The organism is Microbacterium sp. NPDC055312 (genome assembly GCF_053645675.1).
Genome location: NZ_JBSHMU010000002.1, coordinates 560205 through 578267, shown reverse-complemented (window position 1 = coordinate 578267; position 18063 = coordinate 560205). Strand labels below are relative to the sequence as shown.

The 18063-nt window shown below is 67.7% G+C and carries 16 protein-coding genes and 1 tRNA gene; 8 read left to right on the top strand and 9 right to left on the bottom strand.

Annotated elements, in window-relative coordinates:
• Nucleotides 1-26: 26 nt before the first annotated feature.
• From ACWIDW_RS07135 to ACWIDW_RS07120, 4 genes are all read left to right on the top strand, one after another.
• Nucleotides 27-1514 carry an aminopeptidase P family protein gene (locus tag ACWIDW_RS07135; protein WP_454124101.1) on the top strand — a complete coding sequence of 496 codons (1488 nt, stop codon included), beginning with the start codon at nucleotides 27-29 and terminating at the stop codon, nucleotides 1512-1514.
• 54 nt (nucleotides 1515-1568) lie between these two features.
• The gene (locus ACWIDW_RS07130; protein ID WP_071641672.1) at nucleotides 1569-2474 is read left to right on the top strand and encodes a dihydrodipicolinate synthase family protein; all 906 of its coding nucleotides are present in this window, start codon (nucleotides 1569-1571) and stop codon (nucleotides 2472-2474) included.
• 117 nt (nucleotides 2475-2591) lie between these two features.
• Nucleotides 2592-3269, top strand: a complete 678-nt coding sequence (locus ACWIDW_RS07125) for a GntR family transcriptional regulator (RefSeq protein WP_313480023.1) — start codon at nucleotides 2592-2594, stop codon at nucleotides 3267-3269.
• A gap of 93 nt (nucleotides 3270-3362) precedes the next feature.
• Nucleotides 3363-3803, top strand: coding sequence for a hypothetical protein (locus ACWIDW_RS07120; protein ID WP_454124099.1), 441 nt, complete (start codon nucleotides 3363-3365; stop codon nucleotides 3801-3803).
• A gap of 81 nt (nucleotides 3804-3884) precedes the next feature.
• On the opposite strand, the gene ACWIDW_RS07115 is transcribed toward ACWIDW_RS07120, so the two are convergent.
• A tRNA-Ser gene (locus ACWIDW_RS07115) sits at nucleotides 3885-3975 on the bottom strand.
• Between the two features lie 107 nt (nucleotides 3976-4082).
• On the opposite strand from ACWIDW_RS07115, the gene ACWIDW_RS07110 reads away from it, so the two are divergent.
• The 3 genes from ACWIDW_RS07110 to ACWIDW_RS07100 are packed head-to-tail and all read left to right on the top strand — an operon-like array spanning nucleotide 4083 to nucleotide 7249.
• Complete coding sequence (locus ACWIDW_RS07110) at nucleotides 4083-5012, top strand: ornithine cyclodeaminase family protein (RefSeq protein WP_454124097.1); 930 nt, start codon at nucleotides 4083-4085, stop codon at nucleotides 5010-5012.
• A 40-nt stretch (nucleotides 5013-5052) separates the two neighbouring features.
• A complete protein-coding gene (locus ACWIDW_RS07105) occupies nucleotides 5053-6036 on the top strand; it encodes a proline racemase family protein (RefSeq protein ID WP_454124095.1) in 984 nt (327 codons plus the stop codon).
• A gap of 25 nt (nucleotides 6037-6061) precedes the next feature.
• The gene (locus tag ACWIDW_RS07100; RefSeq protein WP_454124093.1) at nucleotides 6062-7249 is read left to right on the top strand and encodes an amidohydrolase family protein; all 1188 of its coding nucleotides are present in this window, start codon (nucleotides 6062-6064) and stop codon (nucleotides 7247-7249) included.
• Nucleotides 7250-7396: 147 nt separating this feature from the next.
• Here the strand turns inward: ACWIDW_RS07100 and ACWIDW_RS07095 are convergent, their stop codons facing one another.
• The 7 genes from ACWIDW_RS07095 to ACWIDW_RS07065 form a co-directional block, all read right to left on the bottom strand.
• Complete coding sequence (locus ACWIDW_RS07095) at nucleotides 7397-8068, bottom strand: MgtC/SapB family protein (RefSeq protein WP_454124091.1); 672 nt, start codon at nucleotides 8066-8068, stop codon at nucleotides 7397-7399.
• Between the two features lie 108 nt (nucleotides 8069-8176).
• Nucleotides 8177-9544 (bottom strand): hypothetical protein, encoded by a 1368-nt coding sequence (locus ACWIDW_RS07090; protein WP_454124090.1) that lies wholly within the window; start codon nucleotides 9542-9544, stop codon nucleotides 8177-8179.
• Between the two features lie 14 nt (nucleotides 9545-9558).
• A complete protein-coding gene (locus ACWIDW_RS07085; RefSeq protein ID WP_454124088.1) occupies nucleotides 9559-10788 on the bottom strand; it encodes a Gfo/Idh/MocA family protein in 1230 nt (409 codons plus the stop codon).
• Between the two features lie 24 nt (nucleotides 10789-10812).
• Nucleotides 10813-12039: an ABC transporter substrate-binding protein gene (locus tag ACWIDW_RS07080; RefSeq protein WP_454124087.1), complete on the bottom strand. Its 1227-nt coding sequence runs from the start codon at nucleotides 12037-12039 to the stop codon at nucleotides 10813-10815.
• A gap of 73 nt (nucleotides 12040-12112) precedes the next feature.
• Nucleotides 12113-12928: a carbohydrate ABC transporter permease gene (locus ACWIDW_RS07075; RefSeq protein WP_454124085.1), complete on the bottom strand. Its 816-nt coding sequence runs from the start codon at nucleotides 12926-12928 to the stop codon at nucleotides 12113-12115.
• Nucleotides 12925-13776 (bottom strand): carbohydrate ABC transporter permease, encoded by an 852-nt coding sequence (locus ACWIDW_RS07070; RefSeq protein ID WP_454124083.1) that lies wholly within the window; start codon nucleotides 13774-13776, stop codon nucleotides 12925-12927. Before ACWIDW_RS07070 ends, ACWIDW_RS07075 begins: the two co-directional genes overlap by 4 nt.
• 50 nt (nucleotides 13777-13826) lie before the next feature.
• Entirely contained in the window at nucleotides 13827-14948 is a 1122-nt protein-coding gene (locus ACWIDW_RS07065) for an ROK family transcriptional regulator (protein ID WP_454124081.1), read from the bottom strand.
• Between the two features lie 91 nt (nucleotides 14949-15039).
• On the opposite strand from ACWIDW_RS07065, the gene ACWIDW_RS07060 reads away from it, so the two are divergent.
• Nucleotides 15040-16461: a family 20 glycosylhydrolase gene (locus tag ACWIDW_RS07060; protein ID WP_454124079.1), complete on the top strand. Its 1422-nt coding sequence runs from the start codon at nucleotides 15040-15042 to the stop codon at nucleotides 16459-16461.
• A 78-nt stretch (nucleotides 16462-16539) separates the two neighbouring features.
• Here the strand turns inward: ACWIDW_RS07060 and ACWIDW_RS07055 are convergent, their stop codons facing one another.
• Nucleotides 16540-18012, bottom strand: coding sequence for an aldehyde dehydrogenase (NADP(+)) (locus tag ACWIDW_RS07055; RefSeq protein WP_454124077.1), 1473 nt, complete (start codon nucleotides 18010-18012; stop codon nucleotides 16540-16542).
• Nucleotides 18013-18063: the final 51 nt, after the last annotated feature.

Here is an 18063-nt window from a genome sequence, read left to right as displayed (position 1 = left end):
CCGCCCGAAGACCCTCTGGAGACAGCATGAGCAATCACCACCACCAGCCCACCGGCTACGGCGCCGAGGTGCACGTCGTCGACTGGGAGAGCGGCATCCCGAACGCCCGCTCCGACTCGCAGGATCCACGGATGCCGTCACTCGCGGCCGCCTCGGGTTTCACCGACTGGATGAGAACCGGTTGGGGTGATGCCGACCGCACGCCTCGGGTGGAGCCCGGCGCCGCGCAGGCGGCCGCCCGTCACCGCGAGCGCCTCTCGACCGCCCTTCCGGGTCGCACCCTCGTCGTCGCCGCGGGGCGCGCACACGCGCGACTGAACGACTTCTTCTTCGACTTCCGCGCACACAGCGACTTCCTCTGGCTGGTGGGCTTCGGCGTGGAGGACGGGGTGCTCGTGCTCACCCCCCGTGCCGGAGGACATGACGCGACGCTGTACATCATCCCGCCCGCGCGTCCCGGCGCCGCCGCCTTCCACGCCGACCCCACCCACGGCGAGCTCTGGATCGGTCCGCTCGCCGGCACCGCTGAGCTGGCCGACGCCCTGGACGTGCGCGTACGCGAGCTGGACGAGCTCGCTGTGCCCGACGACGCGCTCATCGCGGGCAGTGCGGTCGTGGGCGCCGTGCCCGGTCGGCAGCTGGGCGGCCGGGCACGCTCAGCCGAGCTCGCCCAGACGCTCTCCGCGCTGCGAATGCAGAAGGACGCGTGGGAGCTCGCCGAGCTGCGCGCGGCCGTGCAGCACACCGTCGAGGGATTCGCCCAGGTGCGCCGAGAGATCCCCCACGCCGTGCAGCACGGCGGCGAGCGCTGGCTGCAGGGGACCTTCGACCGGCACGCCCGCACGGTCGGCCAGGCACCCGGGTACGCGAGCATCGTCGGCTCGGGAGCGAATGCGCCCATCCTGCACTGGGTGCGCGCCGACAGCCCGGTCGATCCCGAAGCGCTGCTGCTGCTGGACATGGGAGTGGAGAACCGCAGTGGATACACCGCCGATGTGACGCGAACGCTCCCGGCGAGCGGACGCTTCACCACGGCGCAGCGCGAGGTGCACGACCTGGTCGAGCGCTCGCACCGCGCCGGCCTCGCCGCGGTGGCACCCGGTCGCGACTGGCGGGACTTCCACATCGCGTGCATGGAGGTGCTCGCACAGGGTCTCTCCGACTGGGGGCTGCTGCCGGTCTCGGTCGACGAAGCGCTCGCGGCGGATGGTCAGCACCACCGCCGCTACATCGTGTGCGGCGTCGGACACCACCTCGGACTCGACGTGCACGACTGCGGGGCGTCATCGTACGCGCAGTACTTCGAGGCGAGCATGCAGCCGGGCATGGCGCTCACGGTCGAGCCGGGTCTGTACTTCCACGCGTGGGATGAGACCGTGCCGCCGGAGCTGCGGGGTATCGGCGTGCGCATCGAGGACGACGTCGTCGTGACCGACAGCGGGATCGAGGTGCTCAGCGACGCGCTGCCGATCGATTCCGCAGGGTTGGAGCACTGGATGGCCTCCGTACTGTAATATGTTACATATGACCAACGGCTTCAGCGCCGCGAAAGCTGGAAAGGAACAAAGATGTCTCAGAAGGCTCCCTGGCATGGCGTGATCGTCGCATCCGCCCTGCCGTTCAAGGACGACCTCTCGGTCGACTACGACCGTTTCGCCGATCACGTGCGCTTCCTCGCCGAGAACGGTTGCGACGGGATTGCGCCGAACGGCTCGCTGGGTGAATACCAGAACCTCAGCGAGCAGGAGCGCGCGAAGGTGATCGAGGTCGCCGTTGACGCCGCCCCCGAGGGCTTCTCGGTGATGGCGGGCGTCGGCGCGTACGGTGCGCTGCAGTCGGCGCACTGGGCCGAGCAGGCCGCGAAGGCCGGCGCGGACTGCGTCATGCTGCTGCCTCCGAACACGTATCGGGCGAACCGTGAGCAGGTGAAGCACCACTACGCCACCGTCGCAGCGGTGGGCCTGCCCATCGTGGGCTACAACAACCCCATCGACACCAAGGTCGACCTCGTGCCCGACCTGATCGCCGAGATCCACGAGGCCGGCCACATGGTGGGCGTGAAGGAGTTCACCGGCGACCCCCGGCGCATCTACGAGATCAAGGAGCTCGCTCCCGACATCGACATCCTGATCGGCACCGACGACAGCGTTCTCGAGGTCGGCATCGCGGGAGCCGTCGGCTGGGTGGCCGGCTACCCCAACGCCATCCCGCAGGCCACCGTCGAGCTGTTCCGCCTGTCGACCTCGGGAGACGTGCGCGACCTCGAGCGCGCCAAGGTGATCTACCGCGACCTGCACAAGCTGCTGCGCTGGGACACCAAGACGGAGTTCGTCGAGTCCATCAAGCTCTCGATGGACGTGCTCGGCCTGTACGGCGGCCCCTGCCGCCCGCCGCGCCTGCCCCTTCCGAAGGACGTCGCCGACCGCATCGTCGCCGACACCGAAGAAGCCGCCGCCAAGGGCTACGGCAAGTGATCCACGCCGTGGATGCGCGGGCGGCGTGCTGTCGCCGCGCATCCACGGCATCCGATAGTTTCGTAGGCAGTGCCATGCCGCATGGCACTGCCTACGCTTCTTGATCGGTGGTCGTTCATGACACTCCCCTCCGTCGTCACTCCCCTGCAGCCGGTGATGAACCTGCGTGAGCGCGTGGAGGTGGCGCTCGAGGCGGCGATCCGCGCCGGAGAGATGGCCCCCGGCGAGCTCTTCTCGGCGCCCGCGCTCGCCGCCCGATTCAACGTCTCGGCCACGCCGGTGCGCGAAGCGATGCTGAACCTCGAGAAGCTCGGCTTCGTCGAGGCGGTGCGCAACAAGGGATTCCGCGTCACCGAGGTGCGCGATGACGAGGTGGCGAACATCGTCGCGGTGCGGCGACTGCTCGAGCCGCCGGTGATGCGCGAGCTCGCGGGACAGATCCCGGCGGATGTCATCAAGAAGCTGCGCGCGACGGCGGATGCCATCGTCGAGGGCGCCTCCAGCGGCGACCTCACCACGTACCTCGAAGCCGATCGCGCCTTCCACGAGGCCATCAACGTGCACAGCGGCAACCCGCGCCTGGCCGCGCTCATCTCGCAGCTGCGCAAGGAGACCCGCCTGCCGGGCCTTGCCGGCCTGCTGGCGACCGAGCAGCTGTCGCGCTCGGCAGCCGAGCACCACGAGCTGCTGGACCTGCTGGCGGCAGGCGAGGGCGAGCGCGCGGAGCGCCTCATGCACCAGCACATCGGCCACGTGATCGGCTGGTGGGCGGGACGGCCCGAAGCAGGCAGCTGACGCCGCTCGCCGCGTGGCGGATCATCCGTGCGAGGTACGCGGATACCTCGCACGCACGACGCGGCGCGGATCCGCTGCGGCGAGGCTGGAAGCATGAACGCACGCACAGCCCTCGCCGCTTCCGCTCTGATCGCCGCAGCGGGGTTCTCCCTGACCGGATGCGCGGTGTACGAGGAGCTCGTCCACCAGCAGTCCACGCACACCTTCGACGATCTCGCGGCTTTCCGTGCCGAGGCGGACGTCGACGCGCCGTGGATCCCCGCCGACGCCACCGACATCACCGTGCGCACCTCGACGTCGGAGAGCTCCGACGACGCGGTCATCCTGCTCACCGGTGACTTCGCTCTCGCCGGCGACTGCACGGATGTGGAGCGGCGCTCGGCTCCGGTGTGGACGCTCGACGGCGCGTCCGACCCGTACGCGGGCAAGACCGTCTTCGCCTGCGGCGACTGGAGTGTGATCCCTGCCGACGACGGCTGGTTCGGCTGGACGCCGAACTCCGACGCGGAGCGCGCGGACGCGCGGGGGAAGTGACCGATCGGCAGATCGCGCACTGTCTGGTCGCGCGCCGCTCCCGGATACGAGAGAACCCCCGATCACTCGGGGGTTCTCATCTGGCGGTGACGGTGGGATTTGAACCCACGGTAGGGGGTTACCCTACACAACTTTTCGAGAGTTGCACCTTCGGCCGCTCGGACACGTCACCGTCGTCCAGCTTACGACATCCCTCCCCCGCTTCGCCAATCGAGACGAGCACCAGAGAACGCGGTGATAGCGCGTGACATATTACTGTTTTGAACCTAGATTGGGAGCATGCCCGACGTCATCGCCGATCTCGCCCTGGTCAACGCGCAGCTGCTCTCGGAGCGGGTGAGCATGTCCGCCGCCATCGCGGCCGTGCAGAGCACGCTGCGAGACGGTTTCGACCCCGAGCACGACCTCGCGCGGCAGATCCTCGACGTCCCCAACGGACAGCTGCTGCTCATGCCCGCCGCTGCGGGCGGCGCCGTGGGTCAGAAGTTCGCCACGGTCGCACCCGGCAATCCGGCGCGCGGTCTTGAGCGCATCCAGGGCGTGTACATCCTCGTCGACGGCGAGACCCTCGCCCCTACGGCCATCATCGACGGCACCGCGCTGACGAGCCTGCGCACCCCAGCGGTCTCCGCCGCCTGCGCGGACGTGCTCGCCGACCAGAGCGCCGGCGATCTCGTGGTCATCGGTACCGGTCCGCAGTCGGTCCGTCACGTCGAGGCGTTCGCGGCGATCCGCCCGCTGCGCTCGGTGCGCATCATCGGGCGGGATGCCGGGCGCGCGGCATCCGCCGTCGACGCCTCCCGCTCCTACGCGCCGGACGCCGACATGCGAGTCGGCACCCTCGACGACATCGCGGCCGCCGACCTCATCGTCTGCGCGACCTCGGCATCCGCTCCGCTCTTCCCCTCCGAATCCGTGCGCGACGACGCGACGGTCGTCGCGATCGGCTCGCACGACGCCGACCGCACCGAGCTCGATCCGGCGCTCGTCGGGCGATCGCAGGTGGTGGTCGAGTGCCGGCGGGTCGCCGGATCCGAGGCCGGCGACGTGCTCGTGGCGGTCGAGGCCGGGATGCTGCGGCTCGACGACGTCGTGACGATGCACGAACTGTTCACCGGCGCGACCCCCGCCGCGACCGACCGCCCGCGGATCGTGAAGACGTGCGGCATGGGGTGGCAGGATCTCGCCGTCGCCCGGCTGGCCGTCTGAGCGCCGGACACGGAACCGTTCGAGCATCGGAGGAGAACGCATGCAGTGGACCACGGAGGACTGGCACACCGCCGGCGAGCCGTTCCGCATCGTCGAGGACGTGCCCACGCACGGCGACACGGTCGCCGAGCGCCGCGTCGAGGCGATCAGCGGTGAAGCGGATGCCGTTCGCCGGTTCCTCTGCCTCGAGCCGCGCGGCCACGACGACATGTACGGCGGGTTCATCACCCCGCCCGACGACGCGGGCGCCGATTTCGGGGTGCTGTTCTGGCACAAGGACGGCTTCTCGACGGCGTGCGGACACGGCACGATCGCCCTCGGCGCCTGGGCGGTGCGCACCGGCCGAGTCCCGTCCGACCCCGACGGCGAGACGGCGGTGACGATCGACGTTCCGAGCGGACGCGTGCAGGCGCTGGTGCGCCAGAGCGCAGGGCGCATCGACGAGATCGTCTTCCGCAACGTCGAATCCCGGGTGCTCGCCCGCGGCATCCCGCTGCGCACGTCGCGCGGCGATGTCGAGGTCGACCTCGTCTTCGGCGGCGCGGTCTACGCGACGCTGCCCGCCTCAGCCGTCGGGCTCGCGGTCGCCCCGCAGCACACCACCGATCTCATCGCGATCGGCCGCGAAATCAAGTGGGCGCTCAACGAGCATCCGGCCGCGCAGCTCGAGGACGACCGTCTCTCGGGGGTCTACGGCACCATCCTGTTCGACGATCTCGGGCGCACCGACGCGGGTCCCCACCAGCGCAACGTGACGGTGTTCGCCGACGGCGAGGTCGACCGCAGCCCCTGCGGATCCGGCACCGCGGCACGGGTGGCGCTGCTCGCGGCGACCGGCGAGCTCGCCGACGGCAAGACGCTCACACACGACTCGATCATCGGCACCCGCTTCCTCGCCCGGGTCGCCGAGCGCACCACCGCGGGCGTCATCCCCGAAGTCCGCGGCACCGCGCACCGGGTCGGAGCCTGCACGTTCGAACTCGACGAGAACGACCCCGTCGCCGACGGCTTCAGCCTGCGCTGACCGAGAGAACCGAGGAGACATGAGCATGTCCGCACCCGCAGCACCCCTGACGATCACCGGCGCCCAGATCTGGGACGGCGAGCGCTTCGAGCGCCGCGACCTGCACTTCGCCAAGGGAAGGGTGTGCGAGCGCCCGCAGCCCGACGCCGACGTGGTCGACGGCGCCGACCTCTGGGTCGTGCCCGGGCTCATCGACGCGCACTTCCACGCCTACGCCACCAGCATGGACGGGTTCGAGAACGAGCGCGGCCCGCTCAGCTACGCCGCCCTCAACGGCGCCCGACGGCTCACCCACGCGCTGCAGCGCGGATTCACGACCGTGCGCGACGTCGCGGGCGGCGACATCGGGCTCGCGCAGGCGATCGACGCCGGACTCTTCCCGTCCCCGCGGTACCACTTCACCGGCCCCGCGCTCAGTCAGACCGGCGGGCACGGCGATCCGCGCGCCGCCCACGTCGACGTGTGCTTCTCGCACGGGCACATGTGCGAGGTCGTCGACGGGGTCGACGCACTGCGCGTCGCGGTGCGCGAGCGGCTGCGCACCGGCGCGCACGCGATCAAGGTGATGGCCTCGGGCGGGGTGTTCTCGCTGACCGACCCGATCCGCGTGCCGCAGTACTCCCCCGACGAGCTGCGCGCCGTGGTCGACGAGGCCACCCGCCGCGGCAGTTACGTCGCCGCGCACGCGTACTCGTCCGAGGCCGTGCAGCATGCGGTGCGTGCCGGCATCCGCTCGATCGAGCACGGCAACCTCATCGACGAGACGACGGCCGAGATGATGGCCGAGGCGGGTGCTTTCCTCGTGCCCACCCTGGCCGCGTACGACGCGATGGACCGCCGCGGCGCCGAGATCGGGCTGAACGCCGTCTCGCTCGCGAAGAACGCCGAGGTGCTGACGAAGGGGCAGGATGCCGTGCGGCTCGCCCACGCCGCCGGCGTGCGGGTCGGCTTCGGCAGCGACCTGATGGGCGACCTCGAAGACGACCAGCTCGCCGGGGTGCGTCTGCAGGTCGAGGCCAGCGGTGCCGCCAGGACACTGCAGTCGATGACCGTCGTGAACGCCGAGCTGATCGGGGATACCGCGCTGGGACACCTGCGACCGGGCGCGTACGGGGACGCCGTGCTGCTGGCATCCGACCCGCTCGCCGACCCCTCGACGCTGTGGCGCGAGGACGCACGTCGGGGTGTGATCCGCTCGGGCGTCCGGATCTGACGCCCTTTTCCTCCCAGTCGCCGACACCCTTGCTTGCTGCCGAGACCCCGGGTGGCGGCGAAAGGCCCCTCCAATCCCCTGCTGCCCTTCGTGCTCGCGTTGCACATCGGGGCCTGTCGACGATGTCTTGATCCCGAGAGGGTCGCCTCAGGCATCTTGGCTACCCGGGATCTGAACGGACTTAACCCCAGGGACGGCGGACAACTCGTGGAGGAACCTCTCGAGCCCGGACGCCGGTCCCTGCACCACGAGTTTCGCGATGAAGAAGTCGGGTTTGTCGCGTCGTTCGACGCACTCAGCGGAGAGGATCGTCGCAGCATAGCCGTGCTCGGAGGCGATCATCGCCAGGCGCGGGAGTGCGCCTCGCTTGGGTCGAAGCCGGACGATGAGCTGAGTCTGCGACAACGCCCGTGATCCGCTGAGCCGACCGAGCAGCGTCACGGCGAGCAGGTGCAACGACGCGGCGATCATGGCAAGCGTTGGCTGCCCTGCGCCACAGGCCATGCCGATGGCCGAGGTAGACCAGATCGAGGCAGCGGTGGTCAGGCCCGACACTGATGATCTGCGCACGAAGATGACGCCCGCTCCGAGGAACCCGACGCCCGAGACGATCTGAGCAGCGATCCGCGAGGGGTCGACGATCGTCTCCGCGTCGAGCACTCCCTGAAAACCGAACGCACTGACGAGTGTGAACACCGCTGAGCCGAGACCGACGAGGGTGTGAGTGCGCAGACCAGCGCTCTTGAGCTTTCGACGCCGCTCGAAGCCGATCATCGCCGAGAGGACGAATGCCAACAGGAGCATGGTCAGCTGAGTCACCGTGTGAGAGGAGAACCAGACGGGTTCCATGCGCGCGAGCCTTCCCGCGTTAGGCGCGATTTTCGATCGGGGTGCCCCTGACGCATCAAGGACACCCCGATCAGCCGGTCATGAGCAGGTCATGGCGGGGCAGTCGAACCGCAGAACAAGGCGATCGCTGCCGTATGCCCCGTCATAGCTACCGCGGAACTCGTTAACGAGCCAGAGCTGACCCGTCGATGGCCAGTAGCTCACATTCTGCGAGTTCGCCGGCACCGTCGTGAAGTACGAGAACGTCGGGGCCGTCCCGGAGAGGTTCACCTTCCACAGGCAGTACTTGTCGTATGGGCCGAACTCGGCCGCCGTGCCGCCTGGCATATACGACACCGCCGGAGCACCATCCGGGCACAGACCCGTCACCATCCCCCGCCCCGCAGACGTGACACCGCCCTGCATATGAGTGACCGGGGAGCGCCAGCCTTCGGAGGCGGACACGACTCCCGCCGCGTTCTCTTTGAGCAGGGCGGTGCTCGCCTCGAGCGGCCAGCGGACTATACGCCCTTGACCGGCCTCGTTGTACTCGGTGGTGATGATCGAGTCCGGCGCGGTGGACCGATCGAGTGCGGCGCTGGTGAAGCAGGGCTTCGAGACCCCGGCCGGGTCGCACGTGGACGGCGAGGAGTACCGGTAGTAACCGATCTGCGGCAGCGCGAACGCGGAGTTGGCGGCAGAGCACTGGCCGTTCACGCATCCCACTTCGTTCGACCCGACGTCACTCATCTTCCAGAAATGCGTGAGATCGAAGACCCGCACCACCTGGTCGCCACCGGACGTTCCCGCGATACCGCCGGTGAAGAGGAAGAGCTTGTTCCCATACCAGACGATCCCGTCGGCGTGATTCTTGATGGCTCGGAACCCGCGCGAGGAGCCGTCCGGCTCGACGAGCAGCACATGCCTGTATGTTGCGCCGGCCATTCCATCGGTGACGTCCACGAAGGAGATGCGCTGCAGGCCGTCTGCCCCCCACGGCGTATAGCTGGCCCCGCTGCGCCACGACACCGCAACGACCTCGCGCGGACTGCATGTCGGGCAGGGCTCGTACAGAGTCGTCCCGTTCTTCCCGTCTCCGCTACCCGTTATCCCTTGCGGAAACCAGTTCGCGGTGACGTCATCAGCCGTGCTCCAGCAGAACCCCATGACCGCTGTCGTGGCATTCACATCCGTCGGATGACAGGCCGCACGCGTCTTGTGCCCACCGGCGATCACCGCGTCCATCCTGGTCACAGCGAGGTTGGGGCCCTTCGCGAGGAATCCCTCTCGCCGGCCTGCTGTCGTCGAGAAGCTACTGCCGAGGCTCGTGCTCGAGGTCAGGGTCATCTGAGCGATCTCAGAGGAGGCGACGCGAGCACCTGTCCGCGTACCGTCGACGACGGTCGCGGCCGCGGTACTGACCCCACCGAGGGTGAGCAGACCGACCAAAAGCGCGGCGGCGAGCACACGCCCCCTCCCCCTCATGTCGTGACCTCTGCGTCTTCGTCTCGAACGGGAAAGGGACAATCGCCGTGGTCGGGGATCGCGAGGCGCTCGCCGTTCTGACGCGATGATTGATGAGCCACGATTCCCGGGGCAGTGAACCGTGCTGCGACCCAAGCGTTCACGGCAGGGTGCGCGCCGGCGTTCATCGCCTTCACGAAGTCGTCGACGAGGAACTGGTGACTGCCGGAGTGCCCGTTGGGGAGTCCATGGAACTCCTGCGGCAAGCGGGCCACCTGGTGCACCTGAGCTGTGCCCGACACGAAGGCATCACGTAGCGACTCCGACACTTCTGCGAGCCGAGGGTCGTTCAGGTCCATCGTCGGTGCTGTCTCGAGCAGCGCCGAGACGTCCGTCGCGCTGTGCTTGTCCTGAAGCAGGCTCGTCGTCGCGATCTGCTCGAAGCTACGCTCGTGTCCGAAGAACCGAAAGCGTGACTCGCGCAGATGCGCCGGGTACCCGACCCTGCGCAGCTCGCTCGTCCGCATCGCGCCGCCGTTGTCGAGCTCGAACAGCGCCACCGCATTGGACACATCATTGTCGAATGCGCTCACCGAGCGATCGAACACGTCGTCGAGCCCTGGGTCGGCGACCCCGATGCAGCTCACACTCACCGCATGACGGGGCAGGGCGCCAAGCACCCCGCCGATCGAATGGGTCGGGTACAGCATCGGCGGGAAGCTCGCCGTCTCACGCCACCCGTCTCCGCCGCTGTACCGGTAGGCATCGTAGAACCCGAGGTCCATGTCGTGGACGTAGTCGCCTTCCGCGTAGAAGACCTCTCCCAGGTGACCCTCGCGCATAAGCCGACGGACGTAAACCGTGGCCGGGTTGTAGTAGCTCGTCTCGGCCATCATGTACGTCTGGCCAGTCTCACGGACCAGGTGCACGATCTCCTCGATCTCAGCGAGATCGATCGCCATGGGCACGGCAGAGAACACGTGTTTCCCTGCCCGCAGTGCCCGGATCGCCATCTGGCCGTGAGTCCAGCGCTGCGTGAAGATCCCGACAGCATCGACGTCGGACTCCAGCAGCCGGTCGAACGACTCGACGAACTCGGCACCCGAGGAGTCGCAGACCTCCTGCGCGCGCTCGGGGATCGCATCCGTGATCCGAACCCCGCTGACGCCGGGATGCGCGGCGAAGAGCTTGCCGAACTGTCTTCCGAACTGTCCCGCACCGACCAGGCCAAAGCTGAAACTGCTCATCATCTCTTCTCTCTGGGAGACCGGTCAGCCAGCAAACGCGGCGTCGAGAGACGAGACGATCTCAGAGGGCCTGGTCTTGTCGATGTAGAGGTTCTGCATGCCGTTGTACAGCGCCTCGATGGTGGCGCCGTTCGGCCAGAAGAGGTGCGGGTACGGACGACCGAGATCCTGCGTGTAGACGTCGAGCATGTAGGCGCTGGCTGCGTCGGGCTCAAAACTCGGCGCGTCGAGCGCGGGCGCCAGACCGGAGGCATTGGCGAAGGCCGTCTGCCCCTCGTCTGTCGCCATGAACTCGATGAACTTCTCTGCGGCATCCGGGTTCTTGGCCTTGGCGTTGATCGCGAATCCCTTCGACGGGGCGATCGGCATGTAGGCCGGGTCGCCCTTCTCGCCGGCCGGGAAAGCCGTGTACGTGTACGTCGTGCCATCCGGCGTCATGTCCGCCAGGGACTTGCTGACGCCGTAGTTGACGGTGGCGAGCACCTCGCCGTCTGCGAGCAGTTTCTGCGCATCGGTCCACCCCGTTCCGACGGCTCCTTCGTTGAAGCACTTACGGGTGATCAGCTCGTCGACTCTGTCGAACACCTGCTCCCATCCACCCTTGGCGAAGGAGGTGTCGCCGGAGACGAGGTCGCTGCTGAAGTCCGGGTTCGGCCCGTAGATCATCGGCACGGCAATCGCCCACGGCACGATCTGTCCGACCCAGGCATCTTTCTGACCTGCAGAGAACAAGGCCGTCCCGGAGGCAGAGGCAGCGTCGCAGAGCGCAAGCACCTCGTCGAACGACTCAGCAGGCTTCGCGCCTATCGCGGCGAGCGCCTGGTCGTTGTAGGTGATGCCGATCGACGCGAGCGTGCCGGGGATGGCATTGACTTCGCCGTCGTACTCCAGCAGGGAGAGGTTGGCTGCCCCCAGCTTCTCGATCCAGTCCCCCTTGAGGGGCTTGAGCAGACCGCGCTCGCCGAGCTTCTGGTTGGTCAGCGGCTCTCCCGTGCCGGGATACACCATGAACACGTCCGGGGCTGTGCCGCTGGCGAGCTGGGTTTGCAGGACCTGGGTATACCCGTTGCTTCCGATCGGCAGCACTTCAGCATCGATCTCCGGATACTTCTTGGTGAATTCCGCGACCACGGGCTCAAGAAGCGCCGGGTTGTCGATCGCAAGGGTCAGCTTGCCTCCGCTCTCCTCGCCCGCCGTCGACGGCGGCGCCGCCGCCGTCGAGCAGCCGACCAGCAGCAGCGCCGCCGCCACGGGGAAGGTGACAGCGCTGAGCACGGTCTTCTTTGACATGTTCGTCTCTCTTTCTGCGCACCCTTGTGGTGCGCTATCCCTTGACACCCGAGGCGAATCCCTGGATGACGGACTTCTGCATGGCGAAGTAGGCGACCAGCAGAGGGATGATCGTGATGAGGATCCCCCCGAAGATCGCGGGGTAGTTGGTGCTTTCGCGACCCACGAAAGTGCTCAACGCGACCGGGGTCGTCTCGTTTCCGCTGCCTGCGAGGTAGAGCAGCGGCATCAGGAAGGAGTTCCAGGTGGAGACGGCCGTGAGGATACTCACCGTGCCGATCACCGCACGCATGAGCGGCGCGACGATCCGGGTCAATGTTCCCCACGAAGTGCAGCCGTCGATCGTGGACGCCTCTTCGTAGTCCGGCGGCAGATCCCGGAGGAAAGTCACGAAGAGGAAGACGGCGAAGGGAAGCTGACCTCCCACGTGCACCAGGATCACGCCGAGGAGCGACCCGAGCAGACCGAGGTCGCGCATCGTCTGGTAGAGCGGCAGCAGGCTCAGCTGCCCCGGGATGAGCAGACCGGCGAGGAAGAGGTAGTAAACGGGCGTTGACCATCTGCGGGTACCGCGAGCGAGCGGATACGCCGCAAGGATGCCGAGGGCGTTCACCAGCAGAACCGACGAGACCGTGACGATGGCGCTGTTCGCCATCGACGCCGCCAACGGCGACGAGGTCCATGCCTCTGCGATGTTCATCCCCGTGGGCGGCCACGCCGGCAGAAGAGCGTCCATCTTCTGCTTCGGGTCTTTCAGCGCGATGTTGATCATCACGAGCAGCGGCAGCACGAAGAACAGGCCGCACAGCACCATGCCGACCTCAAGAGACCACAGACGCACCTTTCTCATCGCGTCACCTGCCGATTGAGCAGGCGGTACTGGATGAAGGCCAGCACGGCGACGAGGAGCGCCATCAACACGGCCAGCGCTACGGCGTAGGCGTATCGGCCTTGCACCATCCCCTCCTTGTAGATCACGGTGGAGATCGTCTCGGTGGCGCCACCCGGGCCCCCGCCGGTCATGGCCATCACCTGGTCGAACTGTCCGAGGGTGCCGATGAGCGTGAGCACGAAGTTGATGACGAGCGCACCGTTGATGAGCGGAAAGGTCACGGCCCAGAACCGTCGCCAGGCTCCTGCTCCGTCGAGTTGAGCGGCCTCCTTCAGCTCCGCGGGCACGGCTCGCAAGCCCGCAAGATAGATCACCATGGAGTAGCCGGAGAACTGCCACACGATGGCTATGCCGATGCACAAGAGCGCGGTGTCGGGATCGCCCAGCCACGTTCGCTGCATCCATCCCAGCCCGATGGATTCCAGGAGGGAGTTCACCGTGCCGTTGGGAGAGAGTAGGTACCCCCACACATACCCGCTGACCAAGGGAGTCAGTACGACCGGTGTGAAGAAGACGACGGTGAGAACGTTGCGCGACTTGATCTTCGAATCGATAGCCACAGCGAGGCCGAGTCCGCAGATGTTCTGCACGAGCGTCACGCCGACCGCAAGTACCACGGTGTTGATGAGCCCACCCAGAGCACTGCCGTTGCTGAAGACATCGACGTAGTTCTTCAAACCGATGAAAGAGAACTCGGAACTGAAACCGTCCCAGTCGGTGAAGGAGTACAGCGCTCCCTTCATGGATGGCACGGTCTCGACGAACAGGTAGAGGGAAAGCGCCGGGAGGACGTACCACCAGGGCACTCTCAATCCGATCCGGTGCCGGCGTCGCATTGGAGCCGTCTGAGAGGTGCTCACAGGATCCCGACCGCTCGCTGCAAAGCGACGACGACAGCCCCACGCGCCGCGAGATTCGCAGCGGTGCTGTGCAAGATAATCTCCACGTGGGATGATCGCGCGGCCTTGTCGAGACCGCCGCGGACTCCCCGGAGGAACGCTTCGTCGAGCAGTCCGTCGTCGGAACAGAACACCCATCGATCAGGGTTCACGACGCCGACGACGGCGCTGAAGGCCGAGCCGATGCAGGCTCCGATGCGCTCCAACTCTGCGTTCCGTTCGGTCTCAGGCAACAGGCTCACAGCCGTGAGGTTGCGGGTGTTGAAGAGGCTCTCCAGGCAACCCCTCCGCCCACACCAGCACCGCTCTCCGTCCGGGTCGATCGACTGGTGAGCTATCTCTCCGGCGGCGAAGGCGCCTCCCGTGACCAACCGGCCCTCCACGATGAGACCGGCACCGGCGCTTTCGCCCGCGGTCATGCACAGGATGTTCTCGCCGTCCGCGGCGCCGAACATGTACTCGCCGAGAGCGGTGGAGTTGTTCTCGTTCACGATGTGCGCGGGCAGGTTCACAGCGGCCGACACCCGCTGCGCCAGCGGGACGTCTTCCCAACCGAGGTTGACAGATCTGATGACCGCCTCGTTGTCGGAGTCGACGATTCCGGGGGTCGCGATGCCGACCGCGAGCGCGGGAAGCGGGGAGTCGGAGATCAGCTGACGCACGAAGGCGATCACCTCCTCGGCCAGACCTTCCCCGCGGGTTTCCACCGACCTGTGGACTGTTTCGAACACCGGAGTGCCGAACAGCGTGTAAGCGCCACCGCGAAGCAGCGTGACTCGACTGGAGTGCCCGGTGGCGATGTCCGCGGCGACGATGACGTGGCCGTCCGAGTCGATCTCGATCAGGGTGGAGGGCTTGCCGACACTCCCGCTCGAAGCGGCAGGCCCCTTCTCTCGGACGAGCCCTTCGCCGATCAGGGCGCGCGTGAGCTCGGAGACGGAGCCGCGCGTCATGTTGATCATCCGCGCCAGGTTCGCTCGGGAGATCGGCCCCTCGCGGAAGAGGGTCGTCAGCACGATCGAACGTCCTGACGGGGGAAGCTTTGCCCTGAGATGCAGGGGGCGCTGATCGTTGCTCATGATTCCTCTGTTCCACACTGAATGTGATTAGTATGGACGGCAACCGTACAATTAGCAAGCGCCGCTCTGCGGACTGAAGAAAGGGGCGAAGATGCTCCCTCGACCCACCAAGTTCCATGTCCGCCGTAACGATGGGCGGTTCACCGTCAGCCCTCTCACCTCGGTGACCGCCGAACCGGGACTGGAGGACGTCGCAGCCCGGATCAAGCTGCTGTTCAGGGACACCCCCGCAGACGCGGCTTCCGATTCGACGGTTCATCTTCACCTGGACGAGACGATCGAAACGCCGGAGGCGTACCGGCTGGAGGTCGACGCGCATCACGCCGTCATCTCCTCCTCCAGCCCACAGGGATTCTTCTACGGCGCACTCACCCTGGTGCAGATCGTCGCAGCGGGCGAGACGGGCGCGATCCTCGTCGAGGATGCGCCCCGTTACCCCCACAGAGGCCTGGTCCTCGACGTCGCGCGCCAGTTCCTCACGGTCGACGAGGTTCTGGGTGTCATCGACCGGATGGCGATGTTCAAGCTCAACCGGCTGCATCTGCATCTCACCGACGACCAGGGCTGGCGGATCGAAGTGCCGAACTGGCCGCTGCTGACCGAGGTCGGAGGGCGCTACAGCGTCGAAGGGCGCCCGGGCGGCTTCTACACTCTCTCGGACTGGCAGCGCATCGTCACCTATGCGGCGGACCGCTTCGTCGACGTCATCCCTGAAATCGATATGCCAGGGCACGTGAACGCGGCGCTGGTCGCATACCCGCACCTTGCGCCTGAGGGCATGCTGCCTGAGCCCTACTTCGGTCAGCGCGTCGGGTTCTCCGGGCTGAATCTGGCAGACCCCGCATGCTTTGAATTCGCGAGGGACGTGCTCACCCATCTGTGCCGCATCACCCCGGGCCCGCTCGTCCATATCGGCGGCGACGAGTGCTTCGAGACCTCGCACGACGAGTACACCAGGTTCATGACCTTCGCCGCCGAAGTCGTACTGTCGAAGGGGAAGACTCCGATCGGATGGCAAGAGGCGGCGGGGGGTGGCGAGCTGGCGACCTCTGCGATCGTCCAGTACTGGGGGCCGCTGCGTGAGGCCGATCGCAATACGCCCCGTGTCCGCGACTTCGTCGCGAGAGGGGGGCGCATCATCATGTCACCGGCCGACCGGGCTTATCTGGACGTCAAACCCTATGAGTCGTTCCCCAACGGGACGCTGTGGTTCGGGCGATTGGATCCGCTCACTCTCGCGGACAGCCTCCTATGGGATCCCGCCGGCGAAGTAGACGGCGTGGGCGATGACAGCATCGTGGGAGTGGAGGCTGCGCTGTGGACAGAGTTCGTCGCGACGGCCGCCGAACTCGATCAGCTTCTCCTTCCGCGGCTGGCGGCGGTCGCCGAGGTCGCCTGGTCCACGCCGGCACCGGCCTCCGGTCTCGACGATTTCCGTGAGCGGATCCATCGTCTGGCACCCGCGTGGCGCGCGCGTGGGGTTGGCTTCGACGAGAAGACTCTAACCGTCTAGTCCTCCCGGGTCTCGACGACGCCACCGCCCCTCACCGCGAACGGCGAGGGGCGGTGTCAAGCGGTCCACGGAATGAACTCAGCGGGCGAACGATCCCCACTCGTGCGAGCGACCGGCCTCGCTGCGCTGCTGCGGCACGTTCCACGGGTTGTCGTCGCGCAGCGGCGCGGGCAGCAGCTGCTGCGGAGCGCCCTGGTAGGCCACGCCGCGCAGGAAGCGGGTGATCGCGGCGGTGCCGACGCTGGTGGCATCCATCGTGGTCGCCGGGTACGGGCCGCCGTGCTGCATCGCCGGAGTGACCGAGACGCCGGTGGGCCAGCCGCCGAACAGCACGCGTCCGCTGGTCTGCGCGAGCGCGTCGACGAGCGGGGCGAGGGATCCGTCGGCGAGCTCGTCCGGGCGTGCGTGCACGGTCGAGGTGAGGTTGCCGGGGAACAGCTCGACGTGCAGCTGCGGCAGCGCATCACGGTCGCGGTACTGCACGATCACCGAGAGCGGCCCGAACGACTCCTCGAGCAGCGCGTCGCGGTTGCCCATCAGGGTGTCGACGTCGACGGTCACCACGGTCGGGGTCGCGTAGGCCTGCCCCGCGTCGTCCGTGCGCACCTCGCCCCGTGCCAGCACGGTGACCCCGTCGGCGCCCAGCACGTCGTCGCGACGCTGCGAGAAGGCGCGGCCGATGCCGGGGTTCAGCAGCCGGTGCTCGTCGACGGAGCCCGCGGCGTCGGTCACCGCGCTGAGGTCGGCCCCCTCCGGGACGAACAGGAACCCGGGCTTGGTGCACAGCTGGCCGGCCGAGCCCGACACCGAGGCCACGAACGCCTCGAGCAGCTCGGAGTCGGCGTACGTCGCATAGACCGGGTTCACGCTGCCCAGCTCGCCGAAGAACGGGATCGGCACGGGTCGGGATGCCGCGATGTCGGCCAGCATCCGGCCGACGTACGTCGAACCGGTGAACGCCCCGGCACGGATGCGCTCGTCTTTCAGCAGGGCGACGCCGTTCTCCTGCCCGCTGATCAGCTGGAAGGTCCCCTCGGGCATCCCTGCGCCCTCGAGGGCCGCGGCAACGATCTCGGCGGTGCGCCGCGACAGCTCCGGATGCCCGGAATGCGCCTTCACCACCACGGGGCATCCCGCCGCGAGTCCGGCGGCCGAGTCGCCGCCCGCGACCGAGAACGCGAACGGGAAGTTCGATGCGGCGAAGTTCAGCACCGGGCCGACCGGCTCCAGCATCCGGCGCAGATCCGGGCGCGGACCGATGACGTACTCGGGGTCGGCGGCGTCGATGCGCACGTCGAGGTATCCGCCTTCGACGATCGTGTCGGCGAACAGCCGCAGCTGCCAGGCGGTGCGCCGCAGTTCACCGGCCAGCCGCGCCTCGGTGAGGCCGGTCTCGCGCATCGCGATCTCGATGAGTTCGGGCGCTGCGGCCTCGAGCGCCTCGGCGACCGCGACCAGGGCCGCACCGCGCTCGCGGGGGCTGGTGCGGGCGAACGGGCGGGCGGCGGCGGCCGCGGCGGCGGCGACGGCGTCGATGGGCTTCTCTGTCACTGTTCTCTCCTCGTTTCGATGTCTGTCTATCTGTGCTGTCGAAGTGGGGTT